Origin of the sequence: Comamonas sp. JNW, assembly GCF_003105075.1 — a bacterium.
Lineage (GTDB): Bacteria > Pseudomonadota > Gammaproteobacteria > Burkholderiales > Burkholderiaceae_C > Comamonas > Comamonas squillarum.
On the sequence record NZ_QETI01000004.1, the window covers coordinates 289,860 to 306,916 of the forward strand.

The 17,057-nt window shown below is 65.6% G+C and carries 17 protein-coding genes and 1 riboswitch; of the genes, 11 read left to right on the forward strand and 6 right to left on the reverse strand.

Going from position 1 to position 17,057, the window contains the following annotated elements; all coding sequences use genetic code 11:
• Positions 1-140 precede the first annotated feature (140 nt).
• On the forward strand, positions 141-1,610 hold the full coding sequence (gene mnmE / locus DCO45_RS08745; protein WP_116925471.1) for a tRNA uridine-5-carboxymethylaminomethyl(34) synthesis GTPase MnmE: 1,470 nt from the start codon (positions 141-143) through the stop codon (positions 1,608-1,610).
• A gap of 14 nt (positions 1,611-1,624) precedes the next feature.
• On the opposite strand, the gene DCO45_RS08750 is transcribed toward mnmE, so the two are convergent.
• Both DCO45_RS08750 and DCO45_RS08755 read right to left on the reverse strand, forming a co-directional pair.
• The gene (locus DCO45_RS08750) at positions 1,625-1,774 is read right to left on the reverse strand and encodes a hypothetical protein (protein WP_347707643.1); all 150 of its coding nucleotides are present in this window, start codon (positions 1,772-1,774) and stop codon (positions 1,625-1,627) included.
• 83 nt (positions 1,775-1,857) lie between these two features.
• Entirely contained in the window at positions 1,858-2,784 is a 927-nt protein-coding gene (locus DCO45_RS08755) for a class I SAM-dependent methyltransferase (protein ID WP_116925472.1), read from the reverse strand.
• Positions 2,785-2,977: 193 nt separating this feature from the next.
• On the opposite strand from DCO45_RS08755, the gene DCO45_RS08760 reads away from it, so the two are divergent.
• Complete coding sequence (locus DCO45_RS08760; RefSeq protein ID WP_116925473.1) at positions 2,978-3,454, forward strand: cyclic nucleotide-binding domain-containing protein; 477 nt, start codon at positions 2,978-2,980, stop codon at positions 3,452-3,454.
• Positions 3,455-3,700: 246 nt separating this feature from the next.
• On the forward strand, positions 3,701-4,504 hold the full coding sequence (locus DCO45_RS08765; RefSeq protein WP_133248110.1) for a hypothetical protein: 804 nt from the start codon (positions 3,701-3,703) through the stop codon (positions 4,502-4,504).
• Positions 4,505-4,535: 31 nt separating this feature from the next.
• On the opposite strand, the gene DCO45_RS08770 is transcribed toward DCO45_RS08765, so the two are convergent.
• Positions 4,536-5,090 (reverse strand): adenine phosphoribosyltransferase, encoded by a 555-nt coding sequence (locus tag DCO45_RS08770; RefSeq protein WP_021025692.1) that lies wholly within the window; start codon positions 5,088-5,090, stop codon positions 4,536-4,538.
• Positions 5,091-5,229: 139 nt separating this feature from the next.
• On the opposite strand from DCO45_RS08770, the gene DCO45_RS08775 reads away from it, so the two are divergent.
• From DCO45_RS08775 to DCO45_RS08790, 4 genes are read left to right on the forward strand one after another with little or no spacing between them, the layout of a single operon-like run.
• A complete protein-coding gene (locus DCO45_RS08775; RefSeq protein ID WP_116925475.1) occupies positions 5,230-6,228 on the forward strand; it encodes a KpsF/GutQ family sugar-phosphate isomerase in 999 nt (332 codons plus the stop codon).
• Positions 6,228-6,800, forward strand: a complete 573-nt coding sequence (locus DCO45_RS08780; protein WP_116925476.1) for an HAD hydrolase family protein — start codon at positions 6,228-6,230, stop codon at positions 6,798-6,800. Before DCO45_RS08775 ends, DCO45_RS08780 begins: the two co-directional genes overlap by 1 nt.
• Complete coding sequence (gene lptC, locus DCO45_RS08785; protein ID WP_116925477.1) at positions 6,797-7,396, forward strand: LPS export ABC transporter periplasmic protein LptC; 600 nt, start codon at positions 6,797-6,799, stop codon at positions 7,394-7,396. The genes DCO45_RS08780 and lptC overlap by 4 nt, the downstream gene beginning before the upstream one ends.
• Before the next feature lie 7 nt (positions 7,397-7,403).
• Positions 7,404-8,225 carry an SDR family oxidoreductase gene (locus tag DCO45_RS08790; protein ID WP_165841160.1) on the forward strand — a complete coding sequence of 274 codons (822 nt, stop codon included), beginning with the start codon at positions 7,404-7,406 and terminating at the stop codon, positions 8,223-8,225.
• A gap of 88 nt (positions 8,226-8,313) precedes the next feature.
• Here DCO45_RS08790 and DCO45_RS08795 read toward each other — a convergent pair whose 3' ends face one another.
• Positions 8,314-8,919 carry an RNA-binding protein gene (locus DCO45_RS08795; protein ID WP_116925478.1) on the reverse strand — a complete coding sequence of 202 codons (606 nt, stop codon included), beginning with the start codon at positions 8,917-8,919 and terminating at the stop codon, positions 8,314-8,316.
• 255 nt (positions 8,920-9,174) lie between these two features.
• Entirely contained in the window at positions 9,175-9,570 is a 396-nt protein-coding gene (locus DCO45_RS23345; protein ID WP_116925479.1) for an RNA-binding protein, read from the reverse strand.
• A gap of 231 nt (positions 9,571-9,801) precedes the next feature.
• Positions 9,802-9,915: riboswitch (yybP-ykoY riboswitch) on the forward strand.
• 96 nt (positions 9,916-10,011) lie between these two features.
• On the opposite strand from DCO45_RS23345, the gene DCO45_RS08805 reads away from it, so the two are divergent.
• On the forward strand, positions 10,012-10,584 hold the full coding sequence (locus DCO45_RS08805) for a TMEM165/GDT1 family protein (protein WP_116925480.1): 573 nt from the start codon (positions 10,012-10,014) through the stop codon (positions 10,582-10,584).
• 106 nt (positions 10,585-10,690) lie between these two features.
• Here DCO45_RS08805 and putA read toward each other — a convergent pair whose 3' ends face one another.
• Entirely contained in the window at positions 10,691-14,554 is a 3,864-nt protein-coding gene (putA, locus tag DCO45_RS08810) for a trifunctional transcriptional regulator/proline dehydrogenase/L-glutamate gamma-semialdehyde dehydrogenase (RefSeq protein ID WP_116925481.1), read from the reverse strand.
• Between the two features lie 104 nt (positions 14,555-14,658).
• On the opposite strand from putA, the gene DCO45_RS08815 reads away from it, so the two are divergent.
• From DCO45_RS08815 to metW, 3 genes are all read left to right on the forward strand, one after another.
• Complete coding sequence (locus DCO45_RS08815; protein ID WP_021025653.1) at positions 14,659-15,150, forward strand: Lrp/AsnC ligand binding domain-containing protein; 492 nt, start codon at positions 14,659-14,661, stop codon at positions 15,148-15,150.
• Positions 15,151-15,301: 151 nt separating this feature from the next.
• Complete coding sequence (locus DCO45_RS08820; protein WP_116925482.1) at positions 15,302-16,471, forward strand: homoserine O-acetyltransferase; 1,170 nt, start codon at positions 15,302-15,304, stop codon at positions 16,469-16,471.
• Positions 16,468-17,055, forward strand: coding sequence for a methionine biosynthesis protein MetW (gene metW, locus DCO45_RS08825; protein WP_021025655.1), 588 nt, complete (start codon positions 16,468-16,470; stop codon positions 17,053-17,055). The genes DCO45_RS08820 and metW overlap by 4 nt, the downstream gene beginning before the upstream one ends.
• The last annotated feature ends 2 nt before the right edge of the window (positions 17,056-17,057 follow it).

Sequence of the window (17,057 nt, forward strand, 5' to 3'; positions counted from 1 at the left end):
CCCCAAAGCCTGCGCCAGCAGGCTTTTTTCATGGGGCGGGGCCAAGCGCGGTGAACGAGGCCAATAGCCTGGAGTACATGGCGCCGGCCCGGTCGCCACGATAATGTGGGGCTTGCCCCACTCGCGCCAAAGACCTGCCCATGCTTGCCCGCCACCACGATCCGATTGTTGCCATTGCCACTGCCCCCGGGCGCGGAGCGGTGGGCATTGTGCGCGTATCGGGCAAGGCGATTGCGCCGCTGGTTGAGCGCCTCTGCGGCAAGGCTTTGAAGCCGCGCGAAGCCACCTACCTGCCCTTTAAAGCAGCAGATGGCCAGGCCATCGACCAGGGGCTGGCGCTGTACTTTCCCGCGCCGCACAGCTACACCGGTGAGGACGTGCTGGAGCTGCAGGCCCACGGCGGCCCGGTGGTGCTGCAGCTGCTGCTGGCCCGCTGCCTGGAAGCCGCGCAGGCGGAGGCTGACAGTGGCACGCCGCTGCTGCCCGGCCTGCGCCTGGCCGAGCCGGGGGAGTTCACCGAGCGCGCGTTTCTGAACGACAAGATCGACCTGGCCCAGGCCGAGGCGATTGCCGATTTGATCGACGCCAGCACCGAGGCGGCCGCGCGCAGTGCCAGCCGCTCGCTGACCGGCGCCTTCTCGCAAGAGGTGCACCGCCTGCGCGATGCGCTGGTGCACCTGCGCATGCTGGTCGAGGCCACCCTGGATTTCCCCGAGGAGGAGATCGATTTTTTACAAAAAGCCGATGCCTATGGCCAGCTGGACCAGCTGCGCGCCACCGTGCAGGCTGTCATGCAGCGAACCCGCCAGGGCGCCTTGCTGCGCGAGGGCATCAAAGTGGTGATTGCCGGCCAGCCCAATGCCGGCAAAAGCTCCTTGCTCAATGCGCTCGCTGGCGCCGAGCTGGCCATCGTCACCCCCATTGCCGGCACTACGCGCGACAAGGTCACGCAAACCATCCAGATCGAAGGCGTGCCCCTGCATGTGATCGACACCGCCGGCCTGCGCGAGAGCAGTGACGAGGTCGAGCGCATCGGCATTGCCCGCGCATGGGAAGAAATCGCCGCCGCCGACGCGGTACTCTTCTTGCACGACCTGACCCGCATGGCCCAGGCCGACTATGCCCAGGCCGACCGCGAGATTGCCGCCACCTTGCAGCAGCAACTGCCTGCCACGGTGCCCGTGCTGCAGGTCTGGAACAAGGCCGACGCACTGACCCCCGATGAGGCGCACCGCCAAAGCGCCGAGGCCGCCGCCCAGTTCAGCACCCTGGCTGCTGCTGCCGCTGCAGGCGACCAGGCCCCGCTGGTGCTGTCGGCCAAAACCGGCGCGGGCCTGGACACCCTGCGCCAGCAGCTGCTGGCCATGGCCGGCTGGCAGCCTGCCGCCGAAGGCACCTACATCGCCCGCGCCCGCCATGTGCAGGCGCTGCAGCAGGTCGAAGAGCACCTGGACATCGCCCATGCCCAGCTGCATGTCGACAGCCCCGCCCTCGACCTGCTGGCCGAAGAGCTGCGCCTGGCCCAGCAATCACTCAATGCGATCACCGGCGAGTTCACATCGGATGATTTGCTGGGGGTGATTTTTTCGAGTTTTTGTATTGGCAAATAAGCCTTGCCGCGCGTTTAGCTTGCAGCGCTAGCGGCGCTGTCTGCAGCCACCCGAGGCAGCACCAGCACCGCCTCCAACCCACCCCCATGGGCCTGCGCCACCGTCTGCGCGATCGACAGCCCCAGCCCCACGCCGCCGGATGCGGCATTGCGGGAGTGCTCCATGCGGTAGTAGGGCTTCAGCACCCGTTCGCGCTGTGCGGCAAGCTGGTGGTTGTCGACTCAGCGGACCAGCCTGCCGCCCAGGCTTAGCTGGGCATGCGGTAGGCCAGCACCTTGAGCGCCCGGTCAGGCGAGACATCGGCAAAGATGGCTGGGTTGGCCACCTGCTCGATGAACTCCAGCTCCGGCGCCAGCGCGGCCATCTGGTCTTGCAAAAAGGCCAGCGGCAGCTCGGGGGCGTTCAGGCAGAGCAGCGCAAAGCCGCCCGGCGCCAGCAGGTCGGGCAGGCGCTTGATCAGGCGCGCGTAATCCTTGGTGGCGACAAAGCTGCCCTTTTGGTAGCTGGGCGGGTCCATGATCACCAGCTGGTAAGGGCCGGTGCGGGTGATCTTGCCCCAGCTGCTGAAAATGTCATGGCCCCAGAACTGGCCACCGGCGAGCTGGTTGAGGCGGTGGTTCTGCTGGCCGCTGGCCAAGGCCGCCTTGCTCATGTCGATATTGACCACCTGGCCGGCGCCGGCCTGCAGCGCCGCCACCGAAAAGGCGCAGGTGTAGGCAAACAGGTTGAGCACGGTGCAGCGCTCGGGATCGGGCTGGCGCGCGATGAACTGGCGCACCCAGCGCCGGCCTTCGGCCATGTCCAGAAACAGGCCATGGTTTTGGCCGCGCAGCACATGCACCAGGTAGCGGGCATCGTCTTCCTGCACCGTATGGGGCTCGGGCAGGCTACCCTGGACCAGGCGGGTTTCGGCCGCGCCCAGCGCCCGGCATTGGTACACCCAGGTCAGCGGCTCGCCCGGGTAGAGCTGCTGCCAGCGCTGCTGCAGCGCATCGCCCACGCTTTGCAGCGCCTCGTCGGCCAGCGGTGCAAAGCTGGTCAGCACCACCGCCGGTGGGTACAGGTCCAGCGACAGGTGTTCGCAACCGGGAAACAGGCCGCCTCGCCCGTGGAAGAGGCGTTGGGCCTGCTGGCTCGCGGGCAGGGTGGCGATGGCCTCTAGTAATGCATGCATGGAATCTGAAAAACGTCTAGGAGAGAAGGTGGGAGGCGGCGTGCTTGGTCAGGAATTGTGGACTGGACGATACTTCTTACAAATTTTTGCCCAGCCGCCCAGCCATTGTGCAGCCACTCGGTTAGATTTATTGGATTAGGAATTTCGATAAATCACTGGTGGGCCCACCGCCAGGATTGCGGAGGAGGATTTCATGTTCAGTAGCGCCAATGACATCAAGCCCCTGGTGGCGGCCATCAACAACTGCCAGGACGAGGAAAGCATGATCAACCCGCTGACGGCTGCGCAGTGGGAGATTCTCGCGCCGTACCTGACGCAGACCCAGCTGGCCGCATCGCAGGTGCTGTTTCAGCAAGGCACGCAGGAGCGCACCTTGTTTTTCGTCGAAAGCGGCAGCCTCAGCGTGCATTTCGAGGACGAAAAGCAGCGCATTCGCCTGGCGATCGTCGGCGCGGGCTCCATTGTCGGCGAAGGCGCGTTCTTCTCGCACCAACCGCGCAATGCCACCGTGCAGGCCGTGGCTGGCTGCCGCCTCTGGGGGCTGTCTAGCATCCGCTTTACCGAGCTGTGCAACCGCCAGCCCACGGTGGCCGTCGCGCTGGCCATGGCGGCCGGATCGGTGCTGGCCAAGCGCCTGGGCAACCGCAAACGCCGCGTAGCCGCAACATAAAAGCTTGGCATTGGTCAAATCGCACGCGCTTTTCTGACAAGTGTATGCAATACTCCTTCCTACAATTACAAACGCCTGTTGCGCGATGAAACGGGTGACCATGTGAGCGTCGCGGACACCGCCCAGCACACCGCAGGTATACGGTGGGCACCAAGTCTGGCCGTCAAGGCTTGATGCTGACGGCGGAGCAACCACGTTGCAAGGCTTGTGTCTGGGGCACAAATTCTGATCAGGGTAGGGAGTGGCATGTCTATATTTGCCAAATGGTTCAGTCGACCAGAAAAAAAATCGGCCTTTGCGCCCCTGGGGCCGCAAACCATGTTTGCCGAGCCAATGGGTATGGGCCAGCACGATATGCTGGCCGTCCAGAGCCCCTTGGTGGCCGCCAGGCCCATGGCTGCGGCACCGCAGCACGACAGCGCCGCGCCGCGTCCCGGTGAGCGTTCGGCCCGCCGGGAGATGGTGTATTCGGCCGTGCGCGAATCGATGGTGCGCTCGGGCATTCTGTCGGCAGGTTACAAATTCAAGGTGCTGGCGCTGGACAAGCGCGCCACGCAGTTCATCGTGATGGTGGATCTGGCCCAGCAGTACTGCGCCTCGCCCGACAAGCTCACCCAGATCGAGGCCTTGATCGCCTACTCGGCCAAAACCCGTTTCGAGATTGTGATCACCTCGGTTTACTGGCGTCTCAATGCCCAGCTGGGTGTCGCCAGCACCAAGGCCCCCAGTGCGGTCACCGCGCCCCAGCCGGCCGTGGTGCCGGTGCCGCTGGGCATGGACCCGGTCGATGAAGCGGAGATTGCCGCCTTCAAGAAAGCCTTGCTCGAGGCGGCGCTGAACCCGGTGCCTGCGCTCGACGGCGCATCGCCCGCAAGCCGCGCTGCCTCCAGTGCGGCGCCCCGGCCCGCGCCGATTGTTCCGCCCGCGCGCAGCGCCGCGCACAATGCCCAGATCGCTCGGGAGGCCGCGCAACGCGGCGGTGCGCCTGCGCCCACGGCAGACACCAGCTTTGGCGGCCTGAGCAATACCCAGTACGGTGACCTGCACTGAGCGCCTGCACCGCAGCGGCGGTGACTGGGGCTCAGTGCCCTGCGAAATCCACCAGCGTGAACAGCGGCAGACCCGCATCGGTCAGCCGCTTGGAGCCGCCGAGCTCCGGCAGGTCGACAATCGCAGCGCCCTCCATCACCTGGGCGCCCAGCTTCTCCAGCAGCTTCTTGCCGGCCATCATCGTGCCGCCAGTGGCAATCAGGTCATCGACCAGCAGCACCTTGTCGCCGGGCTTGACCGCATCGGCATGCAACTCGACCGTGGCACTGCCGTATTCGAGCTCATAGGTTTCCTCCACCGTGGTGAAGGGCAGCTTGCCCTTTTTGCGGATGGGCACAAAGCCCACCTTGAGCTGGTAGGCGATGACGGCACCGAGGATAAAGCCGCGCGCATCGAGCCCGGCCACCACATCGGGGCGCATGTCGCGCGACATGTAGCGGTGCACAAAGGCATCGATCAGCACATGGAAGACCTGCGGGTTCTGCAGCAGCGGGGTGATGTCCCGGAACTGCACGCCCGGCGCTGGCCAATCGGGAACGGTGCGGATGTGGTGACGCAAAAAGGCGTTGACGTCGGGAGCGTGCATGGTGGGCGGGCAGAAAAGGGGAGGAGCCGCCATGGTAGTCCAACTGCGGCAGCTGCAACCGGCACCCGCCGCAGGTTAAGCATGTTTGGCAATGACCCGCACCGGCCGGGGCGCGGGCGCTCCGATAAAATCAGCCTCCATGAGCACCCTACAGCCCAAGCGCCCCGTGGAAGCGGCGCAGATTCTGCGCCTGGCGGCGTCTACCTTTGCGATCGAGGCCGAGGCCATTGCGGCACTGACGCAGCGCCTGGACGACAACTTTGTCCAGGTCGTGCAGCGCATGCTGGACATTCCCGGGCGTGTGGTGGTCACTGGCATGGGCAAGAGCGGCCATGTGGGGCGCAAGATTGCGGCCACCCTGGCATCGACCGGCACGCCGGCATTCTTTGTGCACCCGGGCGAGGCCAGCCATGGCGATCTGGGCATGGTCACGGGCCAGGATCTGGTGCTGGCCATCTCCAACAGCGGCGAGAGTGGCGAGATTTCCGTGCTGCTGCCGGTGCTCAAGCGCCTGGGCGTGCCCGTGGTGGCGATGACGGGCAACCTGCAGTCCTCGATGGCGCGCCATGCCGACTGGGTGCTCAACACCCAGGTCGACAAGGAGGCCTGCCCGCTGAACCTGGCCCCCACGGCCAGCACCACCGCGCAAATGGCGATGGGCGATGCGCTGGCCGTGGCGCTGCTGGATGCGCGCGGCTTCAAGGCCGAGGATTTTGCCCGCTCCCACCCCGGTGGCGCGCTGGGCCGCCGCCTGCTCACCCATGTGTCTGATGTGATGCGCAGCGGCGATGCGCTGCCCACGGTGCTGCCCAGCGCCAGCTTCAGCGACCTGATGCGTGAGATGAGTGCCAAGGGCATGGGCGCGGCTGCCATCGTCGATGCGCATGGCCTGCTGCAGGGCGTGTTTACCGATGGCGATCTGCGCCGCCGTATTGAGGCTGGTGCCGACTTGCGCGGCCTGACCGCTGCCGAGGTGATGCATGCCACGCCGCGCCAGATCTCGGCCGACGCATTGGCGGCCGACGCCGCTGCGTTGATGGAGGCCCACCGCATCACCAGCGTGCTGGTGACCGATGCGGACCAGCGCCTGGTGGGCATCGTGCATGTGGGTGATCTGATGCGGGCCAAGGTGATCTGATGGCCAGCACATTAACCTTGCCCGCCATCACCCCCGCCCAGCAGTGGCCCGCTGAGCTGCTGCTGCGCGCCCAGGGTATCAAGATTGTGTTCTTCGATGTGGATGGCGTGCTCACCGACGGGGGCCTGTACATCAGCGAGCAGGGCGAGACGCTCAAGCGTTTCCACACGCTCGACGGCCATGGTCTCAAGATGCTGCGCGAGGCCGGCATTGTGCCGGCCGTCATCACCGGGCGCGATTCGGCACCGCTGCGCCACCGCCTGGCGGCGCTGGGCATCGAGCAGGTTCGCTACGGCACCGAGGACAAGCTGCCTGCCGCCCAGGCCATGCTCGAGGCGCTGGGCCTGGACTGGCACCAGGCCGCAGCCATTGGCGATGACTGGCCGGATCTGCCGGTGCTGCGCCGCTGCCAGCTGGCCTGCGCGCCCGCCAATGCCCACCCTGAAGTGCTGGGCGTGGCACACTGGGTAACCACCCGCCACGGCGGCGCAGGTGCTGCGCGCGAGCTGTGCGACGCGGTGCTGGCCGCCTGCGGTGCCTATGTCAACCTGCTCGATCGGTACGGACAATGAAATCTCGCCTGCGACGCCTCATGGACCTGTCGTCCATCTACCTGCCGGTGATCCTGATGGGCCTGCTGGCGCTGGGCACCTGGTGGCTGGTGCGCAATGCCCCCAAGCCCCAGAGCGTGCGCGAACAAGCGGTGGCCGGCCACGAAGTGGATTACTACATGAACGATTTTTCGGTGCGCAGCTTTGACGGCACCGGCGTGCTGACCAGCGAGATCCAGGGCAACAAGATGCGCCACTACATGGACACCGACACGCTGGAGATCGACACGGCCACGATGCGTTCCATCCGCCAGGATGGCTCGACGACAGTGGCCACCGCCAACCGCGCCTTGTCCAATGCCGATGGCTCCGAAGTGCAGCTGTTTGGCAATGCCAAGGTGGTGCGCAGCAGCAACAAGCCGGGCGCGCCGCAGATGGAGTTCCGGGGCGAGTTTCTGCACGCCTTTGTCAACGAAGAGCGGGTGAGCTCGAACAAGCCCGTCGAGATCATCCGGGGCCAGGACCGGTTCACGGCCGACTCGATGGTCTTCAACAACATCACCCAGGTCGCAGAGCTCAAGGGCCGGGTCAAGGGCGTGCTGCAACCCGCACGCTGAGCGCCGCATGTCCACCCCCCTGAGCGATGCACCGCTGGTGCTGATCACCGGCGCCTCCAGCGGCATCGGCCAGGCGCTGGCCTGGCGCTACTACCAGGCCGGCTACCGCCTCGCGCTGGTGGCCCGCCGTACCGCGCTGATTGCGGACTGGGCCCAGGCGCAGGCGATGGATGCCAGCCGCTACGCGGTCTATGGCGCCGACGTGGCTGACCAGGACCAGACCATTGCTGCCTGCACGCAATGCCTGCAGCAGCAGGGCCTGCCCGATGTGGTGGTGGCCAATGCCGGGGTGAGCTACGGCATCGACACGGCCGAGCGCGAGGACCTGGAGGTCATGGCCCAGACCTATGCGACCAATGTGATCGGCATGGCCGCGACCTTCCATGCCTTTGTGCGCCCCATGCAGGCGCGCGGCAGCGGCAAGCTGGTGGGCATTGCCAGCGTGGCCGGCATACGCGGCCTGCCCGGCCACGGCGCCTACTGCGCCAGCAAGGCCGCCGTCATCAGCTACTGCGAGAGCCTGCGGGTGGAGCTTAAGCGTAGCGGCGTGCAGGTGGTCACCATCTGCCCGGGCTTTGTGGCCACGCCGCTCACCCGCCACAACCGCTACGGCATGCCCTTCTTGATGCAGCCAGAGGCCTTTGCCGACAAGGCCTTTGCAGTGATTGCCAAGGCGCGCAGCTATGCCGTGATCCCCTGGCAGATGGGCTGGGTGGCGCGGCTGTTGCGCTGCCTGCCCAATGCCCTCTATGACCGCGCGCTGGCCAACCGCCCGCGCAAGCACCGCCACCGCGAGCGGGTGCAAGAGGCGCCACCGGGTCAAGACTGAAAGCAGGTCCTAAGCCAGGCATGAAAAAAGCCCCTGGCGGGGCTTTGTCGTTGCGGTGCGGCACAGCGCTGGGCGGTGCCTGCAGGCATCAATAATCGTCGTTGTTGTCGTAGCCTTGGTTGCCGCCGCGGTTGCGCGAACCATTGCCGTAGGGGCTGCGGAAGCCGCCATCGCGCTCACCGCCACGATCGCCACCACCAAAGCCGCGGTCATTGCCGCCACGGCCGCCATAGCCACCGCCGCCGCCACCACCGTAGCCGCCACGGTCTCCGCCGCCGCCGTATCCACCACCACCACCGCCGCCGTAGCCGCCGCCACCACCGCCGCCGTAGCCACCACCACCGCCGCCGCCGCCGCCAAAGCCGCCACGGTTACCGCCTCCGCCGCCAAAGCCACCACCACGGGGGCCGCCAAAACCACCACCGCCGCTGCGGGGAGGACGGGGCTCCATGGGACGTGCTTCGTTCACGACCAGATTGCGACCGCCCAGGGGCTGACCGTTCAGACCGTTGACCGAAGCTTGGGCTTCTTCATCGCTGCCCATTTCTACAAAACCAAAACCTTTGGAGCGACCGGTGTCGCGTTCCATCATCACCTTGGCGCTGGTTACGCTGCCAAACTGACCAAAGGCCTGTTCCAGATCGTTGTCGCGAACCTGGTATGGCAAATTACCGACGTAAAGCTTGTTGCCCATTTGAGGGACTCCTGATAACTCTTAAATAATGCGATCGCGCCCTGTAGAACACCGGTCATCTATCGCAGTAGCCCAATGGAGGAATGCTCCATCCTTTATTTTCTGGCATAAAAACCGGGAATGGGATAGTTGTGCCCCTCTGTTGTGGCGCAGAAGCTGCAACCAGATGCAAAAAAGGCCTCAAAGAGGCCTTTTTTCCGGGAAAACCCGTCATCTCACTGTCAAAACCTCTAAGAGGTTTTGGATGTGATGTGCTTAGTAGCTGCCGCCACCGTAGCCGCCACGGCCACCGCCGCCGAAGCCACCGCGATCGCCGCCGCCGAAGCCGCCACGGTCACCACCGCCGAAACCACGGCCACCACCACCACCGCCGCCGAAGCCGCCGCTGCGTGGAGGACGGGCTTCCATTGGACGTGCTTCGTTCACGACCAGGTTACGACCGCCAAAGCCTTGGCCGTTCACGCCTTCGATAGCAGCTTGTGCTTCAGCGTCCGAACCCATTTCCACAAAGCCGAAGCCCTTGGAACGGCCGGTGTCACGTTCCATCATGACCTTGGCGCTGGAGACGGTACCGAATTGGCTGAAAGTGCTTTCCAGATCGCTGTCACGGAAAGAGTAAGGCAGGTTGCCCACGTAAAGTTTGTTGCCCATTTGAGGACTCCGAAAAAAGTAAAAAAAGCGATGGAGCCTGATGCAATCAACAAACCTGTGACAACTTCCAAGACGGATCACCGCGCGCTCTAGTGTACCCGGGGGCACATTGAGCTTCACCATTATGGGTGAATCGCCTTACGCTGTGTTGACAGTTGCTGCAACCAGCCCTTGGTATTTTCCCTGGAGGGCGTGGGTGTTGCGGCGCAACATCGCTTTTGGGCGTATGATGCGCCAGTCTTTGGGGAGTAGCCTGCTGGGCGCGCAATGCGCCGCAGAGTGTGCGTCAACAAACTTGGGCCTTCGCGGCCTATGGCGTACACGGCATCTGGTGATGAGGATGCTGGGCGAGACCATTGACCACGTTGCGATCCCATGCCGGAGTCGCGATGCGGTCAATGCTGTCTTGCGATATCCGGCTGCAATAACGATCCCCACTCCATGGAAGCCTTTCTCCTCTCGACCGCCGTCGTCGCCCTTGCCGAAATGGGCGACAAGACGCAGTTGCTGTCCCTCGTCCTCGCTGCCAAATACCGCAAACCCTGGCCCATTGCGCTGGGCATCTTCGTCTCGACCCTGGTCAACCATGCGCTGGCCGGTGCCGTTGGCGCCTGGATCACCACGATGCTGGGCCCCGATGTGCTGCGCTGGATTCTGGGCGTGTCCTTTATCCTGATGGCCGGCTGGATGCTGATCCCCGACAAGATCGACGAGGACGAAGCGGGCAAGAGCAGCGGCCGCTGGGGTGTGTTCGGCACCACCGTGCTGCTGTTCTTCCTGGCCGAGATGGGCGACAAGACCCAGCTGGCCACCGTGGGCCTGGCCGCCAAGTACCCCGCTTCTTATTACTGGGTGGTCGCAGGCACCACGATCGGCATGATGCTGGCCAATGCGCCGGTGGTCTGGTTTGGCGACAAGATCACCAAGAGGCTGCCGATCCGCTGGATCCACCGCGTCTGCGCGGTGATCTTCCTGGTGCTGGGTGTGGCCGCGCTGTTCACGACGATGGACTGATAGCGCTGGCTGCGCTAGCAACACTAGCAACGCACCAACTCAAAGGGCTGGGATCTTGCGATCTCCAGCCCTTTTTCCATGGGGCGCCCCCCCCCAAGCCTCAGCGTTAGTCCAAGGTCATCAGGCTGGCATTGCCGCCAGCCGCAGCCGTGTTGATGCTGATGGCATGCTCGGCCAGCAGGCGGAACAGCGGCACGCTGCCGTCGGCAGCCTGGGCGGTGATCGGCACGATGGCGCCGGCGCGGCCCGCCAAGGTGCTGGCCGTGGGCAGCCAGCCGCTGGCGGCATCAACGATCAGCGCATCAAAGGCTTCGGACTGCACAAAGGCCTGCTCGCTGTGCGCAGACAGTTGCACCGAGGCACGCACCGAGGCGGGCAATTGGGCCAGCAGGCTGGCTTGGCTGCTGCCTGCGGGCCACACGGCGGTGGAGCCCGCGGCGAGCACGGCGGCGAGCTGGGCCAGCAGCAGGCTGCTGGTGCTGGCCACGCAGGCTACGCGCGCACGGCCACTCAGCACATACAGATTGCGCTCACCGGTGGGGCCGGGCAGCTCGGCCGCAAAGCCGTTGCCGGTATGGGCGGCATAGCGCTGGCACAGCGCTGCCAGATCGCCCTGGCCTTGCTGGCTGGCCCAGCTTTGCAGCGCCTCCAGCCCAGCGGCGGGGGCGGCATCGGCCTGTTCCAGGCCATGGGCATTACCGCGCTGGCCGGTGCTGGCGGCCGGGGCCTCGCTACCGGCCATGCGCGGTAGGTGGGCGAGCGCATCCACGGTGGCCGTGGCCGGCATGCGGCTGAGCAGGCGCAGCATGTACAGCGGGCCGCCGGCCTTGGGGCCCGTGCCCGACAGGCCTTCGCCGCCAAAAGGCTGCACACCGACGACGGCGCCGACGATATTGCGGTTCACATAGATATTGCCGGCATGCGCGGCGTTGACCACCTGGGCAATGGTCTCGTCAATGCGGGTGTGCAGGCCCAGGGTGAGGGCGTAGCCGGTGGCATTGATGTCGGCCAGCAGCTGGGGCAGGTTCTCGCGGCGGTAGCGCAGCACATGCAGCACCGGGCCGAAGACTTCGCGCTTGAGCTCGGAGAGCTGGCCGATGGCGATCACCGTGGGCGGCACAAAGGTGCCTTGCGCGCTGGCGCCGCTGTTTTGCCAGACCTGGTGGCCAGCGGCCTGCATGCGGGCAATGTGCTGGTCGATGACGCCCTTGGCCTCGGCATCGATGACGGGGCCGACATCGGTCTTGAGCTGGCAGGGGTTGCCCAGCTGGAGCTCCTGCATCGCGCCGCGCAGCATGTGCAGCAGGCGGTCGGCCGCTTCTTCCTGCACGCACAGCACGCGCAGCGCCGAGCAGCGCTGGCCGGCCGAGTCAAAGGCCGAGGACAGCACATCGACCACGACCTGCTCGGCCAGCGCGGACGAGTCCACGATCATCGCGTTCTGGCCGCCGGTCTCGGCCACCAGGGTGACGGGCTGGCCTTGGGCGTCGAGGCGCTGGGCCAGCGTCTTTTGCAGAATGCGGGCCACTTCGGTCGAGCCGGTGAACATGACGGCCTGCACGCGGTGGTCGGCCACCAGGCGGGCGCCCACGGTCTCGCCGGTGCCCGGCAGCAGCTGCAGCACATCGCGCGGCACGCCGGCCTGCCACAGCGCCTGCACGGCGGCAGCCGCGATCAGCGGGGTCTGCTCGGCCGGCTTGGCCAGCACGGTGTTGCCGGCAGCCAGCGCGGCGGCAATCTGGCCGCTGAAGATGGCCAGCGGGAAGTTCCAGGGGCTGATGCAGACCACCGGGCCCAGCGCCTGGTAATCCGCCTGGCCCCAGCTGCGCACCTGGGCGGCGTAAAAGCGCAGAAAGTCCACGGCCTCACGCACTTCGGCAATCGCGTTGGAGCAGGTCTTGCCGGCCTCGCGCACCAGCACGCCCATCAAGGTGGGCATATGCGCTTCGAGCAGGTCACCGGCCTGGGCCAGGCAGTCGGCGCGCTGGGCGGGCGGGGTGGCCTTCCAGCGGGCAGCGGCGGCCTGGGCGGCGGCCAGCGCAAATTCCACCTGCTCGGTCGACGCCTGCGTGACGCTGCCGACCTGGTCGCCGTGGTCAGCCGGGTTCAGCACCGGCTCGCTGGCCTGGGTGGATGCGGGCGCGCCATCGGCCAGCATCGGCTGGGCATGCCAGGCCATCTGGGCGCTGGCCTGCAGCTCGTTCTGCAGCGCGCGCAGGCGGTCGTCGTTGGACAGGTCGAGCCCTGCCGAATTGCTGCGGCTTGCGCCATACAGCGCGCGCGGCTGGGCAATGTGCGGGTTGGGCAGGCCCAGTTGGCCTTCGCTCTGCGCCCACTGCTGGGCGGTGGTCACGGGGTTTTCCACCAGCTTGGCCAGGGGGATGTCCTGGTCGGCGATGCGGTTCACAAAGCTGGTGTTGGCGCCGTTCTCCAGCAGGCGGCGCACCAGGTAGGCCAGCAGGGTTTCATGCGTGCCCACGGGTGCATAGATGCGGCAGGGGCGGCCCAGGTTCTCGCTGGCGTTGCGGCCCACGACCTGCTCGTACAGCGGCTCGCCCATGCCGTGCAGGCACTGGAACTCGTACTGCCCGGGCTGGTAGCGGGCCGGGTCGGCCAGGTGGTAGATGGTGGCCAAGGTGTGGGCGTTGTGCGTGGCGAACTGGGGGTAGACCGCATCGGGTGCGGCCAGCAGCTGGCGCGCGCAGGCCAGGTAGGACACATCGGTATAGGCCTTGCGGGTGTAGACCGGGTAGCCTTCCAGGCCGTCGATCTGGGCGCGCTTGATCTCGCTGTCCCAGTAGGCGCCCTTGACCAGGCGCACCATCAGCCGGTGCTGGCTGCGGCGGGCCAGGTCGATGATGAAGTCCAGCACATAGGGGCAGCGCTTTTGGTAGGCCTGCACGACAAAGCCGATGCCGGCAAAGCCGGCCAGCTCGGGCGCAAAGCAGAGCTTTTCCAGCAGGTCCAGCGACAGCTCCAGGCGGTCGGCTTCTTCGGCATCGATATTGAGGCCGATGTTGTAGCCCTTGGCCAGCACGGCCAGCTGCAGCACCACCGGGTAGAGCTCGGTCATCACGCGGTCGTACTGGGCGCGGCTGTAGCGCGGGTGCAGCGCCGACAGCTTGATCGAGATGCCCGGGCCTTCGTAGACGCCCCGGCCATGGCTGGCCTTGCCGATCGCATGGATGGCGTTTTCATAGTCGCGCAGGTAGCGCTTGGCGTCATCGCTGGTCATCGCCGCTTCGCCCAGCATGTCGTAGGAGTAGCGGAAGCCCTTGGCCTCCAGGCGCTCGGCGTTCTTCAGCGCCTCGCCAATCGTCTCGCCGGTGACGAACTGCTCGCCCATCATGCGCATGGCCATGTCCACACCCTTGCGGATCAGCGGCTCGCCGCCCCGGCCAATGAGGCGGGTGAGCGACTGGCCCAGCGAGCCTTCGCTGTGCGTGGCGACCAGCTTGCCGGTCAGCACCAGGCCCCAGGCGGCGGCGTTGACGAACATCGACGGGCTCTTGCCCACATGGGCCTTCCACTGGCCGTGGGCGATCTTGTCGCGGATCAGCACATCGCGGGTGGCCGTGTCCGGGATGCGCAGCAGCGCCTCGGCCAGGCACATCAGCGCAATGCCTTCTTGCGACGACAGCGCAAACTCCTGCAGCAGGCCTTGCACCAGGCCGGAGCGGCCGCTGTCGGCCTTGCGCTCGCGCAGGCTGCGGGCCAGCTGCAGCGCCAGCGCGTCGCCCGCCTGGGCGATGGCGGCGGGCGGTGTAGCCTGGGGCAGCAGCGCTTGCAGGGCCTCGGGCTCGGGCTTGCGGTAGGCGGCGGTGATGGCCGCGCGCAGCGCCGAGGCGGGCTGCAGTGCCGACACCAGCTCATTAAAAACAGGAGCGCTTGCGCCAGATGGGCTGCTGTCTGCGGCCGAAAGGGACGAGGTGGTGGTGGGCTGGTTGTCAACAACGGCGTTGGCAGTCATGGCGGGCTCGGTTAGCAAGTAGATAGTGAATGCCGCCAGTGTGATCGTTTATGGTTTGAATTTCTCTCCATAATGTGGCCCATTCTTAGTGAAAAATTCAGCCCATGACCGCCATCATCGACCCACCGGAGGACCTGGACCGCATCGATCTGCGTATTCTGGCTGTGCTGCAGCGCGACGGCCGCATCTCCAACCTGAAGCTGGCCGAGGCGGTGTCGCTGTCGGCCACGGCGGTGCTGGCCCGCGTGCAGCGCCTGACCAAGGAAGGCTATATCACCGGCTACGAGGCGCGCTTGAACCCGCAAAAGCTGGGCGCGGCGATGCTGGTCTTCATCGAGGTGCTGCTCGACCGCACGACCCCCAATGTGTTTGACGAGTTCAAGGCGGCGGTGCAGGTGCGGCCCGAGATCATGGAGTGCCATATGGTGGCTGGCGGCTTTGACTACCTGGTCAAGATCCGCGTGGCCGACATGAACCACTACCGCCACTTTGCCGGCGAGGTTTTGTGGCAGCTGCCCGGCGTGCGCGAGACCCGCACCTACGCGGTGATGGAAGAGGTCAAAAGCTCCAACCGGCTCTACCTGGGCGGCAGTTGATGCAGCCCATGCGCGGCCGATTTGCAGTACACTGAGATTTCACGGCGCCGATTTGCTTCAGCTTGCGGGCGCTTTATAAATCCAGCTAAAGACTCGGTAGGCGACTGCATTCCATCGACCCGGCCTCGTTTTTAGCGTTGCCGGGTTTTTTATGTCATTCGTTGCGACACCCCAATCAATGCATTTCCCGGAGGCGCTCCCGCTCCAAAGTGGCGCCTCCATCCGCGACTACCACCTGGCCTACGAGACCTACGGCCAGCTCAATGCCGACCGCTCCAACGCCATCCTGGTGTGCCATGCGCTCAACGCCTCGCACCATGTGGCCGGCTACTACGAGGGCCAGCCCAAGAGCGAGGGCTGGTGGGACAACATGATCGGCCCGGGCAAGCCGGTCGATACCAACCAGTTCTTTGTCATCGGCGTCAACAACCTGGGCTCCTGCTTTGGCTCCACTGGGCCCATGCACCGCAATCCGGATGCAGACAAGGACATGGACCAGGTCTATGGCGCCGATTTCCCGGTGGTGACGGTGGAGGACTGGGTCAATGCCCAGGCGCTGCTTCTCGACCGCCTGGGCATAACGCAACTGGCCGCCGTGCTGGGCGGCAGCCTGGGCGGCATGCAGGCACTGTCCTGGACCTTGCAGTACCCCGACCGCATGCGCCATGCGGTGGTGGTGGCCAGCGCGCCCTGTCTGTCGGCCGAGAACATTGCGTTCAACGAGGTGGCCCGCCGCGCCATCGTGACCGACCCGGACTTCCACGGCGGCCACTTCTACCGCCACGGCGTGATCCCCAAGCGCGGCCTGCGCATTGCCCGCATGATCGGCCACATCACCTACCTGAGTGACGATGTGATGAACCAGAAGTTCGGCCGCCAGCTGCGCGAAGGCATGGATCTCAAATACAGCACCCAGGATGTGGAGTTCCAGATCGAGAGCTATCTGCGCTACCAGGGCGACAAGTTCAGCGACTACTTCGACGCCAATACCTATTTGCTGATCACCCGTGCGCTCGACTACTTTGACCCGGCCAAGCCTTTTGGCGGCGACCTGACCCAGGCGCTGGCCGGCGCCAAGGCCCGCTTCATGCTGGTGAGCTTCAGCACCGATTGGCGCTTTTCGCCGGCGCGCAGCCGCGAGATCGTCAAGGCCTTGCTCGACAACCGCCGCACCGTCAGCTACGCCGAGATTGACGCGCCCCATGGGCATGACGCCTTTTTACTGGACGACGCGCGCTACATGGGCGTGATGCGCTCCTATTTCGAGAACATGGCCCGCGAACTGACGGCTGGCCAGCCCAGCGCCCAGGAGGCCGCATGACCGAAGCTTCTTCCACCTTTCAAGCCATTGCCAACCTGGTGCCGCTGGGCGCACGCGTGCTGGACCTGGGCTGCGGCGATGGCAGCTTGCTGGCCTACCTGCAGCGCGAGCGCCAGTGCAGCGGCTATGGCATCGAGTTTGACGATGCCAATGTGCTCGCCTGCGTGCGCCGGGGCGTGAATGTGCTGCAGCTGAACCTGGAAGACGGCCTGGCTATCTTCGAGGACAACAGCTTTGATATGGTGCTGCAAATCGACACCTTGCAGCATCTGCGCAATGCCGAGGTGATGCTGCGCGAGACCGCGCGCATCGGCAAGCAGGGCGTCGTCGCCTTTCCCAACTTTGCGCACTGGCCCAATCGCTTGTCCATCCTGCAAGGCCGCATGCCGGTGACCAAGCGCCTGCCTTACCAGTGGTACGACACGCCCAATATCCGTGTGGGCACCTTCAAGGATTTCGAGGTGCTGGCGCTCAAGAACAAGCTGCGTATTCTGGACAGCTTTGGCCTGCAAAATGGTGAGGTGCGGCGCTGGCTGCCCAATGCCCGCGCGGGCACGGCGGTGTTCCACTTCGAGCACGCCTGAGC